Source organism: Acetobacter sp. DsW_54 (assembly GCF_002153575.1).
Taxonomy (GTDB): domain Bacteria; phylum Pseudomonadota; class Alphaproteobacteria; order Acetobacterales; family Acetobacteraceae; genus Acetobacter; species Acetobacter fabarum.
Map to the genome: position 1 here is coordinate 44,425 of NZ_JOPD01000009.1, position 19,158 is coordinate 63,582.

The window sequence follows — 19,158 nt, forward strand, 5'->3', positions numbered from 1 at the left end:
ACCCCTGCCATACAGACCTGCGCCCAGCGCTTTTGTGCTCCGCCCCCCAAAGCAAAGAATAAAAAAAACCGGCCCACACCGGAATATGGGGGAGAAAAGCCCCCTTTCCTGCCGTAATGGATGTTGCATGCTCTGAATGATCATGATAGTCAGCCTACCGCACACACTGCTGTGCCCGCTTAGCTCAGTTGGTAGAGCACATCATTCGTAATGATGGGGCCGATGGTTCGAATCCGTCAGCGGGCACCACCTTTTTCCCTAAATTGTCATATGCTTTGCTGCACGCCACTGGCGCGTTTACAGCCTTACGCAGACATGCCCGTATGACCAAAGCAGCAGACGATGCACACCCCGCGTGCTCCGCAGGTGCCTCCAAAAAGCGGGAGAGAGCAGACTCTCCGGCAGATAGCCAGACAGGCGCCTTTGCCCGCCCCCACCGCCCCGATGGCGAGATTTAGTGGGGTGTTTTATCCACCGCCGGAGTGTCCAGCGTGTAAAGGCTGATCGCCATGGCGTGGCCGTTGGAATAGTTCAACCCTGCAACCGTACCACGGCTGAACGCCTTTGGTGCTTCCGCGCCCAGTGCTTCCATAAACGCCTTGCGTTCACGCACATCCACAAGGGCTGCGGTGCAGGCCGGGTGGTCGCGCATGGCCTGTGCGGCCTGTGCGGGGCTCCCCAGCACCACCTTGCCCCCGATCAGGAACACCAGACTGGGCTCGGTAAAGGAAACGGAATAAACCTGTGTCTGCGCGCAGGGTTTATGCGCCTGCACCAGTGCCACCAGACGGGGTGCCAGCCAGATACTGCGCAACTGCGGCACCACAACCGTAAACAGCCCCACATATAACAAGGCCGCCGCAACACAGCTGCTCAGTGCTGCATAACACAGTTCCGCCCGCCAGATCTGCCACACCGCCAGCCCAACCAGCGGCAGAACGCCACCCGCCAGCACAAGGGCGGGAACACTAAACTGGCGCTCCAGCGTCCACAGTAAAAGTGGCCCCGCTGCGGCCAGCGCACAGCCGGCAAAACCCCACAAAACGGCATAGGCCCCAAGCAGCAGGCGGCCCCAGCGGGTTTGCGGGCCGTTCCGCCACACCACACCACTTTGCGCCAGCAGGCCCGCACTCAGTATGGCAATGGCGGGGTATGTGGGCAGCACGTAATGGGGCAGCTTGGTTGCTATGCTTTCAAACACCACCCAGTGCGGCACAATCCAGCACAGCAGGTAACGCACGGGCAGAGTGCGCCGCTCCCGCCATGCCTGCGGCAGCACACTGGCGGCAAAGTAGGAGCCGGGCCAGAATGCGATCAGGAACACAAGCAGGTGGTAGCCCGGCGGCAGGCCGTGCGCCTCCTGCCCGGACGCCACCTTGCCCAGAAAGTTCCCACCAACCGCACGCCGGAAGAACTCGCCATGGCTGACCACCCCAATGGCCACGCACCATGGCAGCACCACAGCAGCAGCCACAAGCCAGCCCCATGCCGGGCGCAGCCTGCGCCACAGGTCCAGATTACGCTCCACCCAGCCCATCGCCAACGGCGTTGCAAGGGAGGGAATAAGCACAACCGGGCCTTTGAGCATAAGCCCGCAGCCCACTGCCCCCCAGAACAGCAGCGCCGTGCCCGCAGGTGTGGCGCGTGCTGCCTCCCTGTCTGCCAGTGCCCGTACCAGCGCGTACTGGGCCACCAGCACACTGAGCAACAGGCACGAATCAATCGTGCCCATACGGCTTTCCGCCGCCACCAGCACCGAGGCCATCAGCAGGACCGCAGCCCCGACCCCGGCCATGGCCCCAAACAGGCTGGCCCCCATTATGGCAGTCAGCACCACCGCTCCGGTCATGGCCAGCAGGGAAGGAATACGGTACGGCCACACCGTGCGGGCGTAATCCATACCCACGGCCTTAACAGCCATGGATTCCAGCCAGTAAATACCGGCGGGCTGAAGGTAGCGCGGCTTGTCCTGAAAGCGCACATCTATGTAGTTGTGCGTCTCCAGCATCTGGGCCGATGCTTCCATGTAGCGTGGTTCATCCCGGTCAAACGGGGGAGTTGTCATGCGGCCGGGCAGAAACAGCACAAAAGCCGCCAGACCGATCAGCACCAGCACACGCCACGGCAGGGAACGGGCCCCGCGTGCAGGCCCTAGCATTCATCAACCGTTCTGGGCAGCCGGGTGCGGTTACGCAGCCACATAACACCCAGCAGGTCCCGCACACCCACGACAGCACGGTTGAAATTGGTATATTTGGACTGCCCATGCAGCCGCGGCCGATGCGAAACCGGGTGGCACACCAGAGGCACCCCATAAGAGGCAAAAAAGGCGGGCATAAACCGGTGCAGGCCCTCAAACTGGGGCAGGCGCAAAAAATCGGCGCGCTGAAAAATCTTGATCGGGGCACCCGTATCCGGGCAGTGGTCCTGTAGCAGCCTCTGGCGCAGGCCATTGGCAAAGCGCGTGGCAAAGCGGCGGGACCAGCCGTCCTTCCGTTTGGCGCGCACCCCAACCACAAGCGGGGGCGTACCCTGTGCAGCCCGGGCCAGAGCCACCAGTGCCACCAGTTCACGCGGGTCGTCCTGCCCGTCCCCATCAATCGTGGCAATCCACGCGCCTTTTGCTGCGGTAATGCCCGTGCGCAACCCGGCGGACTTACCACAGCACCGATCGTGCGAGAGAATGCGCAGGTTAGGCAGGCAGTCCTGCCGAAGCTGGCGCAGCACGGCCACCGTGTTATCCCGGCTGCCGTCGTTTACAAACACGACTTCCGATGGAGGGAGGCTCTTGCAGGCTTCGGCCAGTTCGCGGCAGACCTGTGGCAGGTTATCCTGCTCGTCCAGAACAGCAATAACGATGCTCAGCACGGGCTGAACATCGTTTGCCTGCGACACAGAGGTTTGCACCGTTTGTGTCATACATATGCACCCTGAAGGGAGATGGGCTTAAGCTGCCTGACGGGAGAACGCAGCGGGCAGGTCTGCCAGTGCCTGATCAACCAGTGCAGAGGCTTTCTGCTCATCAATGGTCTGGGGGATAATGCTGTGCGCAGCATTGACCGCCACATCAATAGCAAGCTGGCGCACTTCCTTTACGGCGGCGCGCTCAACGGCGGCAATCCGGTCACGCGCCATCTGCTCGTGGCGGCGCACGGCGGCCTCGGCTTCTGCACGGGCCTGCTTGGCCATTTCGTCCGCCTTAATGCGGGACTGCTCGATAAGGGACTTGGCTTCCGCCAGAGCCTGTTCACGCTCACGCGTTGCATCTTCGAGCATCTGCTCGGCTTCGCGGCGCAGGCGGGCTGCCTCGTCCAGTTCCTCACGGATCAGGTTGGCGCGGTTGTCCAGAATGGACGCGATAGGCGTCCACAGCTTTTTACCGGCCAGCACAAAGAACAGAACGAACGAAACAGCGACCCAGAAACCCGCCACATGAAAAATGTCAGTCATGACCAAAATTCCCCTGAGTACGGATTTCAGATAATGCTGCGATGCGCGGATGCGCTCTCAACACTCTGGGCAACAAGCTGGGCGTCTGGCGCAACACCTGTCAGCCGCTGGACCAGCGCCTGTGTGGTATCGGCCGCAATTTCTTTAAGCGCGCTCAAGGCCCGCGCTTTTTCTGCCGCAACATTCTTTTCGGCGTCCGCAATTTCGGAAGCCAGACGTGCGTTGATTTCCTGCATCTGCTGCTCGGCCGCACGGTGCTCTTCATCCAGAACCTTCTGAAGATGCGCCTGGGCTTCTGCCATGGCATCTTTGCGGGCCTGCTGGAGTTCGGCTACGGCTTTGTCAGCATCCTGTTTAGCGGACCGGGCGACCTCAAGATCACCTGTAATACGCTGGCTACGGTCATGCAGAACGCGGGCAACACCCGGCAGCATGGCCTTGCTGAGAACAAGATAGAAGACGAAGAAAATAATTGCCCCCCACATGACCTGACCGGTCACGAGTGGGTTGGCAAAGTCAAGCTGAGGCATTCCCGTGGCGTATGCACCAGGTGCCGAAACGGCCAGCAAAGAAACGCCGCAAACCGTTGCAAGCAGTCCGGCACGAACTGTCTTCGTAATCACACCCACAGGAATGTCTCCTCTTGTTTTCCCGATCTCAGACGAAGAGGATCAGGAATGCGATCAGCAGCGCGAACAGGGCGATAGCTTCTGTCAGTGCGAAGCCGAGCATGCCCAGACCGAACACGTGCGGGCGAGCCGCCGGGTTACGGGCAATGCTGCTGACCAGCGTGGAGAAGATGTTGCCGAGGCCGATACCAACGCCGGCGAGGGCGATAACGGCGATACCTGCACCGATTTCCCGGGCTGCAGCGATGTCCATATCAGTCACTTCCTTGTTTCAAGACAGTTTCAAACGAAACGGGCAAAGCAGCTCAGTGAGCCACGGCCTCCCGCAGGTAGATGCACGTCAGGATGGCAAACACGTAGGCCTGCAATACCCCAACAAGCAACTCAAGAGCCATAAGCGCCACGTTAATGGCGATGGGCCCGATCGCAAACACGTCACCCACTACGCCAAAACCGGCGAGCATGACAACAAAGCTTGCGAAAATATCGAACATGACGTGCCCGGCAACCATGTTGGCGAACAGTCGGATGGACAGGCTGACCGGGCGGGAAAGGAACGAGAGAATCTCGATCGGGATCAGCAGGGGTGCCAGAAAGGGGCTGGCGCCGTCCGGCATGAAGTGGGCGAAAAACCGCAGGCCCTGCACCTTGAGCGACACAACAACCGTCAGCAGGAACACCATGAACGCCATGGCGAAGGTGACAGCAATATGGCTGGTAAAGGTGAAGGAGAACGGCAGAAGACCGATGTAGTTCCCCGCCAGAATAAAGAAGAACAGGGTGAAGATGAACGGGAAGAAGGCTGCACCTTCCGGCCCGATCGTATCCACGGCCATGTTATGAATGAACTCGTAGCAGACCTCGGCTGCGGCCTGAAGCCGGCCGGGTACAACTGCTGCGGGGCGCATGCCAAAATACAGGAACGCAAGAACAAGGCAGACTGCCGCGATCATGTACAGCGGAGACTGGCTGAAGCGCAGGGCCTCGCCCAGCCCACCAAGAACGGGGTGGAGCTCAAACTGTTCAAGTACGTTAATGCTGGAACCGCCCGCCACAACCGCTCTCCTAGACCTTGCCCCGAATCGAATATCCGGGCTTCAGCTTCTTACTTTACGTCCATCGTCCTGACCAGACGCCAAACATTCAGCATTCCGGCGCTACCGCCCAAAAGTGCGAAGATGACAAGGAACAACGCCCGGGTATGGAGCCAGTGATCCAGCCCCCACCCTATGGCAACCCCTACAATCAGCCCCGCGAGCATTTCTGTCCCGGCTCTGAACGCCAATGCAGCCAGAGACCTGTCGGCCTCCATGTTTGCATCAACCTGAGGTTTTTCCTCCTTGACCAGACCGTAGCGGCGCTCTGCCGACTGCAATCTGGCGTTGAAGGAATCGTCTTTTTCCTTACACATACCTCGCACCTCCCAAGGGGGTGCAGGCGCTTGCTAACGGGGCTGCCATATCCTGTCAAGAAACCTTAGCAGGCTTATGGGCCAAAATATTGCTCCGTAGCATTTGCGCCACCCCGCCGATCACTCTGTTCCGGGCAGGCCAACCAGCCCGCGCGCGTAGTCCATAGCGGAAAAAGGCCGCAGATCCTCTACCTGTTCGCCCACGCCAACGGCATGCACCGGCAGGCCGAACCCATCGGCCAGTGCGACCACAATACCGCCACGGGCCGAGCCATCCAGTTTGGTCACGACCAGCCCGCTCACGTTCACAAGTTCGCGAAAAACCCGCACCTGCTCCACGGCGTTCTGCCCCGTTGTAGCATCCAGCACCAGCAGGACCGAATGGGGCGCACTTTCATCAAACTTGCGCATGACGCGAATAATTTTTGCCAACTCTTCCATCAGGGCCGACTTGTTGTGCAGGCGGCCGGCCGTATCCACAAACACAAGGTCCGCCCCTTCGGCCTTGCCACGCTTGAGCGCTTCGTATGCAAGGCCTGCGGCATCAGCTCCGGGGGGGCCTGCAATAACCGGGCAGCCCGTGCGCTCGCCCCAGATCTGGAGCTGCTCTACAGCTGCGGCACGGAACGTATCGCCCGCCACCATCATGACCTTGCTGCCCTGAGCGGAAAAAAAGCGGGCCATTTTGCCAATGGTGGTTGTTTTGCCCACGCCATTAACCCCCACAACCAGCACCACGTGCGGTTTGTGGGCGGGGTCGGGGGTAAACGGCACGGCTACCGGCTCCAGAATCCGGGCAATTTCTTCGGCCAGAGCCAGCCGGATTTCCTCATCCGTGACTTCGGTACCAAAGCGGCTGGATCGAAAAGTCTCAATCACCTTTTCTGCAACGCCGGGGCCAAGGTCTGCGGTAATGAGCAGTTCCTCCAGTTCCTCCAGCGCCTCGTCATCCAGTTTGCGGCGGGTAAAAATACCCGTAAGCCCGCCACCCAGCTTCTGGGTGGAGCGGGACAGCCCCTCCTTGAGACGAGAGAAAAAACCAAGCGCCATTCTAGATCCTTTCCGCCACCAGTCCGCCCTCTTCCACCGCGATGGGCAGAAGGGAGAGAATATCCCCGACCGAGGCTTCGGCCCCGCTCAGGCGGACGGGTGCAAACTGCTCGCTATGTCCTGTTGTGGGGGTTTCCATCAGCACACGCTGGGGCTGGCCCAGCAGGCTTGCATAGTACCGTGCTGCAGATGCGGCCCCCACCGCACGCAGGGCGGCTGCACGCGCCTTGCGCTGGGGCACGGGCACCGCACGCATGCGCGCAGCCGGGGTTCCCTCACGCTCGCTGTAGGGGAACACATGCAGGTAAGGCAGCGCCATATCTGCCACAAAGGCACGCGTCTGCTCGAACAGGGCGTCATCCTCGGTGGGGAACCCGGCAATAAGGTCGGCACCAATGCCAATATCGGGCCGCAGGCTTCTGGCGCGCGCCACAACATGGGCGGCATCTTCCACCAGATGGCGGCGCTTCATGCGTTTGAGAATAAGGTCCGCCCCGGCCTGTAGGGAGAGGTGCAGATACGGCATAAACCGGGGCTCGGCCTCCAGCAGCTGCCAGATGTCCTCGTCAATTTCCACCGGATCAACCGAGGACAGGCGCAGCCGCTCCAGCTCGGGCACCAGCCGCAGCACACGGCGGCACAACTGCCCCAGCACGGGCTTGCCCGGCAGGTCCGTGCCCCAGGAAGTCATGTCCACCCCGGTCAGCACCACCTCGCGGTAGCCAGCCCCCACCAGTGCGCGCACCTGCTCCACCACGGCCCCAACCGGCACGGAGCGCGAAGGCCCGCGCCCAAAGGGAATAATGCAGAAGGTACAACGGTGGTCACACCCCTGCTGTACCTGCACAAACGCACGGGTGCGGCCTGCAAACTCGGTGACCAGATGGGCGGCCGTTTCCCTTGCAGCCATAATGTCGGATACGGCTACAGGCTCGGCCAGTGCCGCGGGGGACCAGCTTTCGGCCTTCAGTTTTTCCTCATTCCCCAGCACGCGGGTCACGCCGGGCAGGGTGGACCAGTTTTCGGGGTGGATCTGGGCGGCGCAGCCGGTCACGACAATGCGGGCATCGGGGTTTTCACGATGTGCGCGGCGGATGGCCTGCCTTGCCTGCCGCTCCGCCTCCCCCGTAACCGCGCAGGTGTTGACAATGATCACATTGCCCAGCCCCTGCGCGTGGTCCCGCATGACCTCGCTCTCCCACGTGTTCAGGCGGCAGCCGAAGGTCAGGATTTCTGGCCGGGTGGTCATGATGGATAGGCGGCCAGATCGACCGTCCCTTCAAAAGCTGTGGTGGCGGAGCCGGTCATGAGTACATGGCCCGTCTGCTCGGACCAGACAATGTGCAGGGTGCCGCCATCCAACTCCACCGTGCAGGTCCGTGCGGCAAGGCCACGCCGCACGGCATTAACCACGGCGGCACATGCACCGGACCCGCAGGCCTCGGTCACGCCGGCACCCCGTTCATGCACCTTCAGGCGCATGTGGTGCGGCCCGTCCATGCGGGCAAAACCGATATTGGCACGTTCGGGAAAAATGGGGTCGTGCTCTAAGGCATGCCCCTGCGCCACCATACCAAAATCGGAAACAAAAAACGTGGCGTGCGGATTGCCCATGGAAGCCGCCGCCGGGTCACCCGGCAAGGGCAGGTGCAGTGTATCCACCGCCATGGCCAGTGGCACATCCTGCCAGTGGGTGCGTGGAGCGCCCATGTCCACCGTAATCAGCCCGTCGGGGGTTCTGCTGGTGGGCAGCACGCCTGCGCGGGTTTGCAGCACAGGTGTTGCATTACCGCTACAGCGCCACACAAGATCGGCCACACAGCGCGAGGCATTGCCGCAAGCCCCGGCCTCTGACCCGTCGGGGTTGAAAAAGCGCACAAGCACATCTGCCCCATCCGCCGTAGGCGCGCGCAGGGTTACAAGCTGGTCGCAGCCAATACCCCGGCGGCGGTGCGCCAGAGCTGCAATGCGGCCGGGGGTAAGGGGCAGGTCGCCCGTCCGCTCGTCGAGGATGACAAAATCATTCCCCAGACCGTGCATTTTGTAAAAAGAGGTCAGCATTGCGCGCCTTATATGCCAATTCAGACCGGGATGCCATGCCCCACCCGCACGGGTAGGCGCTGTACTGGCCCGTAAGGCATAGCATGGCGCGGCCCCTGCTGTCCCGGCCTGTATGCGCTAGGTGGGGTTAGATAAAGCGGCCCGGCGCGCCGCGCTGGAGCACCTCGATCTTATAGCCGTCCGGGTCGGTCAGGAAGAAGAACTGCCCGATCACCGTGCCCTCGTGCTGCAGGGTTTTAACCGGCGTAACCGGGTGGCCCGCTGCGTGCATGCGCGCGTGCTCGGCCACCACATCCGCCACCGAAACCGCCAGATGCCCATAGCCATCCCCCAGAGCATAAGGCTCCGTGCGGCCGTGGTTGATGGTGAGTTCCAGCTCAAAACTCTGCTCGTCATTGGCCAGATAGACCAGTGTAAAACTGTCAAACTCAAAGCGCCCGACCGGGGCAAGCCCCAGCGTATTAGCGTAGAAGGCGACAGATTTCTGTTCATCCAGCACACGCAGCATGCTGTGGATCATTCTGGCCATAAAGACTTCCTTTTCCCCAATGCTCTGTTTTTTTCAAACTCTATTGCGCCTTCTTTAACGGCAAGCGCGTTTGTTCTGAAATTATTTTTTAAGCATGTCTCTCTTTACTAAGGGGGGGCTAAAATGGTTCTGATCAAAATAGGTTCCCGCGTAACACTTGCCAGAAAACGAAGAGAGCATGCGCATCTTTAAGTCCCTGCACGCCTCTTGGGCGCACTGCATGAAAGCCAGCCTGTGTATGGGCACAATGCTGGCCTCCGGCCCGCTGCTGCTGTGCCTTGGCACGCCAGCCATGGCCGCAGGGGACGAAGCCGCGCTTGATGCGCTGGAACAGCAGATTACGCGCATCCAGTCCGAACAGCGGGCTTTGCAGAAAGCTCTGGTAAGCGTGCAAAAGCAGATTGCCGCGCACCGCTCGGTTGCCCATGCGGGGAGTGCCGCGGCCCATCACGGCCTGGCCACCCACCAGATTGCCAGCATGGATGACGCCGACCGCGAGGCCGGCATTGCCGTACACTCCGCCGACCATGAGGAAGAACCCGGAGTCCACCACCTTGGCGGCAGCGGGCACTTCCATACCGGCGGCCCGGACGCCCAGCCCGTGTTTGGCAGCGCGGATGACATCCCCACCGTAGAATCCGTTGTTGGCCACCGCGCGGAAGACGTGATCTCCCGTCTGGCGGAAAACGGCGTTGGCCCCCACTCGCGCGAAACGGCGGGCGCACAGGCGGCAGGTGCACTGGGTGACCACGGCGTATTCCACATCGGCCCCGTTACCCTGATCCTTGGTGGGTTTATTGATGCCTCGGCCGTGGAGAGCAACCGCCACACCGCCAGCGGCACCTTCAACTTCTGGCAGGACACACCGTTCAAGAACGAACCGCGCTACCATACCGACAACTTTGAGGGCAGCGCGCGTTACAGCCGCCTCTCGCTTATGGCGCGTGGGAATATTGACAAATACTCCACCATTTCCGGCGTGTTCGAAATGGACTTTGGCGCGGGTGCCGCCACCACCGATGCGTATGAGAGCAACAGCTACGCCTTCCGCATGCGTCAGGCCTACCTTGCGTATGACAACAGCAAGGAGAACTTCCACTTCCTTGCCGGGCAGGCGTGGAGCATGCTCACCCCCGGTCGCGTAGGGATTATCCCCCGACAGGAAAGCCTGCCTGAAACCATAGAATCCTCCATGCTGGCAGGGCAGACATGGGCGCGGCAGCTCCAGTTCCGCTTTGTAAAGGACTTCCTGAGCCACCGCCTGTGGACCGGCCTTTCGATTGAAAACTCGGCAACACTGTACAGCACCAATTCCTTCCGCAACGGCACATCGGACGGGCAGGTAATCATGCCCGGCGGGCAGACCGTTACCGTGGGCTCCAGCGGCACAGGCCTGACCAACGACGCCCTGTTCCCCAACGAAATTGCCCCCGATGTGATCGGCAAGATCGCCTGGGACCCGCACTGGGGCCATTACGAAGTGGAGGGGATTCTCCACTTCCCGCATGACCGTGTTTCCACCCTTGGGGCGGGCAAAAACCATACCGCCGTGGGCGGTGGTGGCGGCGGGTCCATGATTCTGCCGGTTATTCCGCACAAGGTGGAAGTGCGGCTGGCTGGGCTGGCGGGTTATGGCATTGGCCGCTACGGCTCCGTGCTGCTGCCCGATGCCACGCTCAAGGCCAATGGTGCGCCCTCGCCCCTGTTCTCCCTACAGGGCACGGCGGGAATTATCGCCCACCCCAACCCGCTCATTGACGTGTATGGCTATTTTGGCTACCAACAGGCCGGTCGCAGCTACTTCTCGGAAGGTGGTCAAGCCTACGGTTACGGCAACCCTGCCTATAACAACACGGGGTGCTATACCGAGCTGAGTGGTAATTGTGCGGCTGGCAGTAACATCCATAGTGTTATGGAAGCCACAATCGGAGCGTGGTATCGTTTCCTTAAAGGCCGTTATGGTACGGTAGAAGCTGGTGTGCAGCTTGCCTATTCGCGCATTCATGCGTGGGAGGGCAATGGTGGCGCGCCAGACACCAGCCTGAGCGAACTCTTTATGGATTTCCGTTACCTACCCTTCCAGTAAGGATGTCTTTTACAGGTTGCCGGGGCACTGCGGGTCAGCAGTATATCCCCCCGGCACGAGAGAGAGGTCTTTCCGGACAGGACGCTTTATTCCCTCTCTCATACCTGTTTGTCTGGACCTCTTTATATGCCTTTCCAAAATGCTCCCGCCCCGCTCGCCCAGGCTCTGGCCGCGCGCGGGTTTGAAGCCCCGACCTCTGTTCAGGCCGCCATTCTGGCGGATGATGCCAAAGGCCGCGACCTTCTGGTTTCCGCCCGCACGGGCTCGGGCAAAACGGTCGCCTTTGGCCTTTCCCTTGCAGATACACTCCTTAACGGCGCGGACCGCTGCGGCCCTGCTGGCGCACCAATGGCGCTGGTCATTGCCCCCACGCGCGAGCTGGCTCTTCAGGTCCGCAGCGAGCTGGAATGGCTCTATGCCAAAACCGGCGCACGGATCGTGTCCTGCGTAGGGGGGATGGAACCCCGCACGGAAGCCCGCCACCTGTCCGCTGGCTGCCACATTGTTGTAGGCACGCCCGGCCGCCTGTGCGACCACCTCAAACGCGGTAACCTCGACCTGTCGCAGCTCAAGGCCGCCGTGCTGGACGAAGCAGACGAAATGCTCGACCTCGGCTTCCGCGATGAGCTGGAAACCCTGCTGGACGCCACCCCCAAGGACCGCCGCACCCTGCTGTTCTCCGCCACCATTGCGCGGGAAATCGCAGGCCTTGCCAAGCGCTACCAGCATGATGCCCTGCGCGTGGATACGGTTGGCCCCAACGCCGCCCATACCGACATTACCTACCGTGGCGTACTGGTGGATCAGGGCGATATGGCCCGCGCCGTGGTTAACGTGCTGCGCCTGATTGAATCGCCCTCTGCCATTGTGTTCTGCCACACGCGTGAGGCCGTGCGCCAACTCCAGAGCATTCTGACCGAGCGCGGTTTTGCCTCTGTCGCCATTTCGGGCGATCTGGGCCAGAACGAGCGCACCCGCGCCATTGAAAGCCTGCGCCACGGTCAGGCACGCGTTTGCGTGGCAACCGACGTGGCTGCACGCGGCATTGATATTCCGGACCTCGGGCTGGTTATCCATGCCAGCCTGCCGTCCAACCCGGCTACCTTGCTGCACCGCTCGGGCCGTACGGGCCGTGCGGGCAAAAAGGGCACCTGTGTTCTGCTGGTTCCGCCTTCACGCCGCCGTCTGGCCGAACGCCTGTTGCAGGCAGCCAAGGTTACGGCGGAATGGAGTGGTGCCCCCACCCCGCAGGCCATTGCCGAGGCCGATGCCGAGCGCCTTCTGGGCGCGCACTTCCTCTCGCTCCCCCCTTCGGAGAACGAGAACATTCAGGCGCTCACCGCACGCCTTGTGGCCGAGCATACGCCTGAGCAGCTTGCCACCGCCCTTGTGGGCCTGTGGCGCAAAAGCCTGCCCGAACCCGCACAGCTGCGCGTGATTACGCCTGACGCCACCCGCACCCGCGGCCCACGGGACGAAAACGCCCCCCCGCGCGAGCCGCGTGAACGCGCCCCCGACATGAACGGGAGCTGGTTCCGCCTTTCCGTCGGCCGGGCAGACCGGGCAGACCCCAAATGGCTGGTGCCTGTTCTGTGCCGTCTGGGCGGCATTAAAAAGCAGGATATTGGTGCAATCCGCATTGTAAACGACCACACGCTGGTTGAAATCGCACAGGACAAGGCCGAGCGCTTTGCCGCCTGCGCAGCCGCTGCCGATGCGGATGAAATGACCGTGGAACCCGCAGCAGCACCCCGCAAAGGTCCGTCTGGTGCAGGTGGTGGCCGCCCCCCGTTTGGCGAACGCCGTGGCCCGCCAAAAGGCCGTGCCAATTTTGACCGCAAAGGCCCACCGGCTGGCAAAAGCGGTGCATCCTCCCGCAAGCGTAAGTAAATTGCGCGCCCCCTTCTTCGGCTGAAGAGGGGGCCTACAAAAAAGGCTGCCCCCGGTTAGGGAGCAGCCTTTTTTTGTGACCTGATACGCTTAGGCCCGCAGCCAGCCTTCCCCTTACAGGGAGGGAATGGACGGCAGGGTGGTGGCGTTGTTCACATCCGACTTAAGCTGGTCTTTTTTGCTTTTCCATGCGTTTTTGGTGCTTTCGGACGCGTTGTTCCAACGGTCCTTCACATTTTTTTCCGCATTGGTCACGTTATTGGTGGCGTTGGTCAGCTTGTCGCGCTGGGCCAGAATTTTCTGCCGTTCGGTCGTGCTGGCGTTGTTCCAGCGTTCTTTAACGGTTTTTTCCGCGTTGTTCAGTTTTTCCGTAGCATTCGCGCCCTTGCTGGTCAGCGCGCCGCCCTTGGCCAGCAGTTTTTCACGCTCGGCTTCGGTTGCGCTGTTCCAGCGCTGCTTGGCCTGGTCGCGCACACCGGACGTAAACTGGTTGCCTGCGTTTTTGGCGGACTCCACCTGGTTGTTCACACCCTGCTGGACACAGCCACTCAGGGACAGGCACGGATCGGCATGCGCAACAGATGCCGTGCCAGCAAAGGCAAACAGAGGCAGGCCAAGAAGCGCAATTTTCCGAATAGAGAGCATAAATATTCCTTTCCTGTGTTCCACACCCTCACAGTGCGAACATCGGTTATGTGTAAGACATGGGATTGGGGCAAAAAATAGTCCAGCCCACCCTTGCAGGAACACGTTTGCACAAGCAGCATGGCTCCCGAGCAAAAGCCTGCAAAGGAAGATACAACCGTGACCACACGCCCAGCACCTTACAACCCCACCCGCGCCCGCGCTGGCCTGTGGCCCGGTCTGCCCCTCTGCCTTGCCCTTTGCCTGTCCACCACATCCGCACTGGCGGCTACAGCCCCCGCCCCCACCCGGGCCGAGGCAGGCCAGCCCGCCCAGACCCCCGATGCCCCCGATACCTTCCATGACGCAGCCGCCCTGCTGCCCAAGGATTCGGTCACCCACCATAACGGGACCTTTGGCGGGCAAAAAATGACCTACACCGCAACAGCAGGCACACTGACCCTGCGTGACGATGCCGGCAGACCCACAGCGCGCATGTTCTATACCGCCTACACGCGCGATGGGGCGGACCCTGCACACCGGCCGGTGGTGTATTTTTTTAACGGTGGCCCCGGCGCGGGTACCGCCTACCTGCACCTTGGGGCGGCTGGCCCGGTCATGCTTGATTTTCCCACAGGCAACCCGGCCGATGGCGCCAATGCACAGATCAAACCCAACCCCGAAAGCTGGCTGGGGGCTGCCGATCTGGTTTTTCTGGATGCACCGGGCACGGGCTGGTCAGTCCCGACCGATCCCAAACAGGCGGACAAGCAGTTTTATGGCGTCAAGCAGGATGCCAAAACCTTTGCCAAGGCCATTCAGCTCTGGGCCAATGCCAACAAACGCCTGACCTCCCCCCGCTACCTTGCGGGGGAAAGCTATGGCGGCCTGCGGGCCATAGAGGTGGCCAATGCGCTGGCCGAGGACCAGCACATTCTGCTCAACGGCATTATCATGGTCTCCCCCGCGCTGGACATGACCCTGCTGGATACGGAAAACGACATTCTGGCCGAAGCTTTTGTGCTGCCCACGCTTGAGGCCGCAAATCTGGCTCTCCAGCACAAGCTGACCCCTGAAAACACCGCCCAGCATCTGGACAAGGCATACCAGTACGCCATGGGGCCATACCTGAGCACACTGGCAGGCACGCCCCCCACGGGTGATGATGCGGAAGATTTTTACGAGGCCGTTGCCAACCATACCGGCATTGAGCAGGACATTATTGCCAAGCAGCGCGGCATGCCCCGGCCAGAGGCACACGACATACGCAGCCGCGATGGCCGCCTGTATTCGCTGTATGACGCCACATTATCCATTGCCGACCCCTTCCCCGAAGGGGTGGATAATGGGGAAAGCCCCGAACCCACGCTGGACGGGTTTGGCCACGCCTATGGCAGCGCCTTTGAGCATTATGCCACCACCGAACTGCGCTACCAGACAGAACTAAGCTACAACCTGCTCAACTACGCCATAAGCCAGGCATGGGACTACCGCGACACAAACGCCCCTATTGTACGCCCCATTCCCACCCTGCGCCGTCTGCTGGCCCTTAACCCCACCCTGCGGGTGTTTATTGCCAACGGCGCGTATGATCTGGTGTGCCCCTATGCTTCCTCCCGCTGGGTGGCAGAGCATATTCCCGTGGGCCGCAGCCGTATTGGCCTGCATGTTTATCCCGGTGGGCACATGCTCTACACCCGCCCGGACAGCCGTGCAGCCCTTGCGCGCGATGTCCGCACCTTTCTGGCTCCCTGAGCCAGAGGGCACGTAACGCCCGCCTCCATCATACATACGGGGGCCGGGCACGCGCCCTAGCCCGGTCCAGCCCCAAGGCTGCAACGGCTGGCCCACGTAGAGGGCATAACCACTCCCGCAGACCCCAAACGCAAAACGGGCGGGGGGACCAAAATCCCCCCGCCCGTCTGCCGAACGAAAAACCGAAGTCCGAACCGGATCAGCGCTTGCTGAACTGGAAGGAACGACGTGCTTTTGCGCGACCGTACTTTTTACGTTCAACCTGACGCGAATCGCGGGTCAGGAAGCCAGCAGCCTTGAGGATGCTGCGCAGTTCGGGTTCGTAGTGGGTCAGCGCACGGCTGATACCGTGACGAACCGCACCAGCCTGACCGGACAGACCACCACCGGTTACGGTGCAGACCACGTCAAACTGGTTGTAACGATCGGATACGAGGAAAGGCTGGGTGAGCAGCATGCGCAGCACGGGGCGTGCGAAATACTGAACAACCGGACGGCCGTTAACGGTGACTTCACCTTTACCCGGCTTGATCCATACGCGAGCCACGGCATCCTTACGGCGGCCTGTGGCGTAGGAGCGGCCCTGTGCGTCACGCTTTGCTTCGTAAACCGGAGCGGAATCGGCCAGAACCGGTGCAACGGTCTTCAGATCGGCCAGCGTGCCTGTGCGTTCCTGAGTTTCAGACATTGTCTCAGCCCTTCTGAGCGTTAACGACGTTTTTGCGGTTCAGCGCCGCAACGTCAAGCACCTGGGGGGTCTGACCACCGTGGGGGTGTTCAGCGCCAGCATACACATGCAGGTTGCGCATCTGCTCACGCTGGAGCGGACCACGCGTGATCATGCGTTCAACTGCCTTTTCGACCAGATGGCCGGGGTGCTTGCCGTTCAGGCGCTGCGAGACCGTGCGGGTCTTGATACCGCCGGCATAGCCGGTGTGGTAATGAAAGAGCTTCTGGTCCGCTTTGTTGCCGGTCAGCGCCACTTTTTCGGCGTTGATGACAACAACGTGGTCACCGCAGTCAACATGCGGTGTGAACTGAGGCTTGTGCTTGCCGCGCAGGCGCGTGGCGATGATGACGGCGAGACGACCCAGAGCGAGACCTTCGGCATCGATCAGGATCCAGTTCTTCGTCACCTCCGCGGGCTTCAGCGAGAGGGTGGTCTTCATGACACTGATTCCATATGAGAACAGTTACGTATTGATGGCGCGTTATGATGGGTGGCGCACGGGCAGTCAAGAGGTATTGCAGTTAATGACCGTATTTTCAGGCAGTTTTCTCTAGGTAACATGTTACCGTGGCGCCGCTTGCCCCCCACCCCCGCATGCACTAAAGCTGAAGGCTGTGGTGAAAACAGCAGGATTTCCAACGCGTGAAGAAGAACGTTCTTGTCACGGTCTCCGGCATTGCCATTCTTGGCGGGATCGCATGGTTTGGCGCCCACCACGCAGAACGTGTGATGGTTGATAAAGGGATCGAGCGGTTCAAACAGGCGCTGGGGCCGGATGTCTCCTTCACCTACACGCGGGCCAAGCCCGGCCTGCTGGGCCGCAGTGTGCGGTTTAGTGGCCTGGTGTTCCGTCAGGGGCCGGAAACCATGACCGCCGATGAGGCGGAACTGACCAAGCCCGACACGCAGGATTCCGACGTTACCCGGATTCACCACCTGAGCTTCCGTAACTTCCAGCTTGCAGACCCCGCAGGCAGCCTGCACCTGAAAACCATGGAAATGGACGATCTGGCCCTGCCCACCAAGGCCGAGGACCCCACCGCCCCCGGTGTGCAGACCCTGAGCATCGGCCACGCACAGGCAACCGGCCTGCACGGTTTTGTCAGCGCCCTGCAATCCGACCTCTCAGCCGATAGCGCCAGCATGGACGATTTTGGCGCGAACGAAACATCGCACCTGCAGGCACGCAACGTGCAGCTTTCCACCGATGTTGCTCCGCCGCGCCATATAAAGGCCGAATCCATTAGCGTGGATGGCGTTGCCCTTGCCGACCTGTACAAAACCCTGACCACGGGCGCGCCCTACACCACCCATGCCAATACGCGCGACATCACCATTGACCAGTTGAGCATGGATGGCACCACCCCGCTCATGCGGGCAAAGCGTGTGCTGTCCCACGCAACCCATACCGAGTCCACGGAGCAGGAAGTCTCCAGCATACAGGGGCTGGAACTCTGGCCGAGCGTGCCCAACATGGGCTGGATGCCCTCACTCGGGTATGACCATTTTGTGGGCAATGTGGTGCTCAATGACACGCACACCCCCAAAACAGGCACGCTGCATCTGGAAACCCTCAGCATCGATTCCGCCAATATGGGGCGGCTGCATATTCATGGCGAACTCGGGCAGGCAACATCCGCCTCCGTGCTGGTGGATAGCAATACGGACATGCAGGTGATCTCGCTCTCGCTCGATTACATAGACCACGGGCTGGTCCCCAAAGCTCTTGGGGCCATTGCCGCAGCCCGCGGCCTGCCACCGCAAGGCCTGCTGGCCTATGTACAGGCCCAGTCCGCCACGGCGCAGAACCCCGCCTTCGCCAGCTTCTTCCACTGGCTGGCCAACCCCGGCAAGCAGACCCTGAGCATCACCCTCAAGCCCGTGCAGCCCATGCCGCTCATGCTGGTTGCCGCCTCGCTGGGTGAGCTGACCTCCATGCCCGAACTGGCACAAAAAATCGGGCTGTCGGTTCAGGCGCACTAACGCCGCATAACCCGAGCAGCCAGCAGGCACACACCATGCGCTCCCCCCAGACACCACCGCACCCCGTGCATGTTATTGGCGCATCCGGCCGGTCGGGGCGGGCCGTGTGCCAGGCACTGGCCCTGCGGGGCACACCCGTTGTGCCCGTTATACGCAACCCCGCCCGCGCCACCGGCCTGCCCACCCCCCGCATTGCGGACCTGAGCGGCCCAACCGGCCCGCTGCGCGCCGCACTGGCTGATGCAACGCGTATTATCTGCACAGCCCATGCCCGCCATATTCCCGCACTGCTGGCTACGGCCCCCGCCACAGCTAGGCTTGTGTGCCTTGGCAGCACGCGCAAGTTCACCTGCTGGCCGGATGCACACGGCAAGGACGTGCTGCTGGGGGAGCAGGCCCTGCTGGCCTCTGGCCATTCAGGCGTAATCCTGCACCCCACCATGATTTACGGCGCACAGGGCGAGAACACCGTACAGCGGCTGGCCGCCGTGCTGCGCCTGCTCCCGTTTACGCCTCTGCCGGGTGGGGGGCGCGCTCTGGTGCAGCCCATCTGGCAGGGGGATGTCACCGCCTGCATTCTGGCCGCCCTGAACAAAGCATGGGATGGCCCGCACAGTCTGGTTATTGCGGGGGCAAATGCCGTGCCCTACCGCCAGTTTGCCGCCATGGTGGGTGCAGCCGCAGGGCTTGCGCCACGCCCGACCATACCCGTGCCAGCAGGCCTGCTGATGGCCCTTGCCAAGCTAAGTGCCTGCGTGCCCGGCCTACCCCGCATTGGCCCGGACGAAATCCGCCGCCTGCTGGAAAACAAGAATTTTGATATTACCCCCATGCAGACCACGCTGGGGGTACGGCCCATTGGGCTGGCCGAAGGGCTGCACCATACGTTTTTTGCGCTGGGGCCAAAAACCCCGCAGGCCTGAAGCCCATGCGGTGGTGCCAACAAAAACGGGCACCCTG

The 19,158-nt window shown here is 61.5% G+C and carries 20 protein-coding genes and 1 tRNA gene; 7 read left to right on the top strand and 14 right to left on the bottom strand.

Features of this window, described 5'->3' with window-relative positions:
* Window positions 1–173 precede the first annotated feature (173 nt).
* Window positions 174–249, top strand: a tRNA-Thr gene (locus HK20_RS05610).
* A 74-nt stretch (window positions 250–323) separates the two neighbouring features.
* Window positions 324–458, top strand: coding sequence for a hypothetical protein (locus HK20_RS13295; protein ID WP_255375216.1), 135 nt, complete (start codon window positions 324–326; stop codon window positions 456–458).
* Here HK20_RS13295 and HK20_RS05620 read toward each other — a convergent pair.
* The 11 genes from HK20_RS05620 to HK20_RS05670 all read right to left on the bottom strand — a co-directional run bounded on the left by HK20_RS05620 (window position 455) and on the right by HK20_RS05670 (window position 9,130).
* Window positions 455–2,158 carry a glycosyltransferase family 39 protein gene (locus tag HK20_RS05620; RefSeq protein WP_086646107.1) on the bottom strand — a complete coding sequence of 568 codons (1,704 nt, stop codon included), beginning with the start codon at window positions 2,156–2,158 and terminating at the stop codon, window positions 455–457. The genes HK20_RS13295 and HK20_RS05620 overlap by 4 nt on opposite strands.
* Window positions 2,152–2,919 (bottom strand): glycosyltransferase, encoded by a 768-nt coding sequence (locus HK20_RS05625; RefSeq protein WP_086646108.1) that lies wholly within the window; start codon window positions 2,917–2,919, stop codon window positions 2,152–2,154. The genes HK20_RS05620 and HK20_RS05625 overlap by 7 nt, the downstream gene beginning before the upstream one ends.
* A gap of 27 nt (window positions 2,920–2,946) precedes the next feature.
* A complete protein-coding gene (gene atpF, locus HK20_RS05630) occupies window positions 2,947–3,441 on the bottom strand; it encodes a F0F1 ATP synthase subunit B (RefSeq protein WP_369823033.1) in 495 nt (164 codons plus the stop codon).
* Window positions 3,442–3,476: 35 nt separating this feature from the next.
* Window positions 3,477–4,079, bottom strand: coding sequence for a hypothetical protein (locus tag HK20_RS05635; protein ID WP_086646110.1), 603 nt, complete (start codon window positions 4,077–4,079; stop codon window positions 3,477–3,479).
* Between the two features lie 28 nt (window positions 4,080–4,107).
* A complete protein-coding gene (locus HK20_RS05640; protein ID WP_025828682.1) occupies window positions 4,108–4,332 on the bottom strand; it encodes an ATP synthase subunit C family protein in 225 nt (74 codons plus the stop codon).
* 52 nt (window positions 4,333–4,384) lie between these two features.
* The gene (locus tag HK20_RS05645) at window positions 4,385–5,134 is read right to left on the bottom strand and encodes a F0F1 ATP synthase subunit A (protein WP_086646111.1); all 750 of its coding nucleotides are present in this window, start codon (window positions 5,132–5,134) and stop codon (window positions 4,385–4,387) included.
* 50 nt (window positions 5,135–5,184) lie between these two features.
* Window positions 5,185–5,490, bottom strand: a complete 306-nt coding sequence (locus tag HK20_RS05650; RefSeq protein WP_086646112.1) for an AtpZ/AtpI family protein — start codon at window positions 5,488–5,490, stop codon at window positions 5,185–5,187.
* A 120-nt stretch (window positions 5,491–5,610) separates the two neighbouring features.
* Window positions 5,611–6,540, bottom strand: a complete 930-nt coding sequence (gene ftsY, locus HK20_RS05655) for a signal recognition particle-docking protein FtsY (protein ID WP_086646113.1) — start codon at window positions 6,538–6,540, stop codon at window positions 5,611–5,613.
* A 1-nt stretch (window position 6,541) separates the two neighbouring features.
* Window positions 6,542–7,789 carry a tRNA (N(6)-L-threonylcarbamoyladenosine(37)-C(2))-methylthiotransferase MtaB gene (gene mtaB, locus HK20_RS05660; RefSeq protein WP_086646114.1) on the bottom strand — a complete coding sequence of 416 codons (1,248 nt, stop codon included), beginning with the start codon at window positions 7,787–7,789 and terminating at the stop codon, window positions 6,542–6,544.
* Window positions 7,786–8,601, bottom strand: a complete 816-nt coding sequence (dapF, locus tag HK20_RS05665) for a diaminopimelate epimerase (protein ID WP_086646115.1) — start codon at window positions 8,599–8,601, stop codon at window positions 7,786–7,788. Before dapF ends, mtaB begins: the two co-directional genes overlap by 4 nt.
* 127 nt (window positions 8,602–8,728) lie before the next feature.
* The gene (locus HK20_RS05670) at window positions 8,729–9,130 is read right to left on the bottom strand and encodes a VOC family protein (RefSeq protein WP_086646116.1); all 402 of its coding nucleotides are present in this window, start codon (window positions 9,128–9,130) and stop codon (window positions 8,729–8,731) included.
* A 220-nt stretch (window positions 9,131–9,350) separates the two neighbouring features.
* Here HK20_RS05670 and HK20_RS05675 point away from each other — a divergent pair, with 220 nt between their 5' ends.
* Together HK20_RS05675 and HK20_RS05680 are read left to right on the top strand one after the other, a co-directional pair.
* Window positions 9,351–11,216, top strand: a complete 1,866-nt coding sequence (locus HK20_RS05675) for a hypothetical protein (RefSeq protein ID WP_233129094.1) — start codon at window positions 9,351–9,353, stop codon at window positions 11,214–11,216.
* A gap of 126 nt (window positions 11,217–11,342) precedes the next feature.
* A complete protein-coding gene (locus HK20_RS05680) occupies window positions 11,343–13,106 on the top strand; it encodes a DEAD/DEAH box helicase (protein WP_086646117.1) in 1,764 nt (587 codons plus the stop codon).
* A gap of 114 nt (window positions 13,107–13,220) precedes the next feature.
* Here the strand turns inward: HK20_RS05680 and HK20_RS05685 are convergent, their stop codons facing one another.
* A complete protein-coding gene (locus HK20_RS05685; RefSeq protein WP_086646118.1) occupies window positions 13,221–13,751 on the bottom strand; it encodes a hypothetical protein in 531 nt (176 codons plus the stop codon).
* A 207-nt stretch (window positions 13,752–13,958) separates the two neighbouring features.
* Here HK20_RS05685 and HK20_RS05690 point away from each other — a divergent pair, with 207 nt between their 5' ends.
* On the top strand, window positions 13,959–15,485 hold the full coding sequence (locus HK20_RS05690; RefSeq protein ID WP_369823034.1) for a S10 family peptidase: 1,527 nt from the start codon (window positions 13,959–13,961) through the stop codon (window positions 15,483–15,485).
* Window positions 15,486–15,684: 199 nt separating this feature from the next.
* Here the strand turns inward: HK20_RS05690 and rpsI are convergent, their stop codons facing one another.
* On the bottom strand, window positions 15,685–16,173 hold the full coding sequence (gene rpsI / locus HK20_RS05695; protein WP_086646120.1) for a 30S ribosomal protein S9: 489 nt from the start codon (window positions 16,171–16,173) through the stop codon (window positions 15,685–15,687).
* 4 nt (window positions 16,174–16,177) lie between these two features.
* Entirely contained in the window at window positions 16,178–16,654 is a 477-nt protein-coding gene (gene rplM, locus HK20_RS05700) for a 50S ribosomal protein L13 (protein ID WP_086646121.1), read from the bottom strand.
* Between the two features lie 203 nt (window positions 16,655–16,857).
* On the opposite strand from rplM, the gene HK20_RS05705 reads away from it, so the two are divergent.
* Complete coding sequence (locus HK20_RS05705) at window positions 16,858–18,198, top strand: hypothetical protein (RefSeq protein WP_086646122.1); 1,341 nt, start codon at window positions 16,858–16,860, stop codon at window positions 18,196–18,198.
* Window positions 18,199–18,233: 35 nt separating this feature from the next.
* On the top strand, window positions 18,234–19,121 hold the full coding sequence (locus tag HK20_RS05710) for an SDR family oxidoreductase (protein ID WP_086646123.1): 888 nt from the start codon (window positions 18,234–18,236) through the stop codon (window positions 19,119–19,121).
* Window positions 19,122–19,158 lie beyond the last annotated feature (37 nt).

Coding starts and splice junctions, on each gene's coding strand:
- HK20_RS13295 (WP_255375216.1), top strand. CDS start 324: ATGACCAAAGCAGCAGACGATGCACACCCCGCGTGCTCCGCAGGTGCC.
- HK20_RS05620 (WP_086646107.1), bottom strand. CDS start 2,158: ATGCTAGGGCCTGCACGCGGGGCCCGTTCCCTGCCGTGGCGTGTGCTG.
- HK20_RS05625 (WP_086646108.1), bottom strand. CDS start 2,919: ATGACACAAACGGTGCAAACCTCTGTGTCGCAGGCAAACGATGTTCAG.
- HK20_RS05640 (WP_025828682.1), bottom strand. CDS start 4,332: ATGGACATCGCTGCAGCCCGGGAAATCGGTGCAGGTATCGCCGTTATC.
- HK20_RS05650 (WP_086646112.1), bottom strand. CDS start 5,490: ATGTGTAAGGAAAAAGACGATTCCTTCAACGCCAGATTGCAGTCGGCA.
- ftsY (WP_086646113.1), bottom strand. CDS start 6,540: ATGGCGCTTGGTTTTTTCTCTCGTCTCAAGGAGGGGCTGTCCCGCTCC.
- mtaB (WP_086646114.1), bottom strand. CDS start 7,789: ATGACCACCCGGCCAGAAATCCTGACCTTCGGCTGCCGCCTGAACACG.
- dapF (WP_086646115.1), bottom strand. CDS start 8,601: ATGCTGACCTCTTTTTACAAAATGCACGGTCTGGGGAATGATTTTGTC.
- HK20_RS05670 (WP_086646116.1), bottom strand. CDS start 9,130: ATGGCCAGAATGATCCACAGCATGCTGCGTGTGCTGGATGAACAGAAA.
- HK20_RS05675 (WP_233129094.1), top strand. CDS start 9,351: ATGAAAGCCAGCCTGTGTATGGGCACAATGCTGGCCTCCGGCCCGCTG.
- HK20_RS05680 (WP_086646117.1), top strand. CDS start 11,343: ATGCCTTTCCAAAATGCTCCCGCCCCGCTCGCCCAGGCTCTGGCCGCG.
- HK20_RS05685 (WP_086646118.1), bottom strand. CDS start 13,751: ATGCTCTCTATTCGGAAAATTGCGCTTCTTGGCCTGCCTCTGTTTGCC.
- rpsI (WP_086646120.1), bottom strand. CDS start 16,173: ATGTCTGAAACTCAGGAACGCACAGGCACGCTGGCCGATCTGAAGACC.
- rplM (WP_086646121.1), bottom strand. CDS start 16,654: ATGAAGACCACCCTCTCGCTGAAGCCCGCGGAGGTGACGAAGAACTGG.
- HK20_RS05710 (WP_086646123.1), top strand. CDS start 18,234: ATGCGCTCCCCCCAGACACCACCGCACCCCGTGCATGTTATTGGCGCA.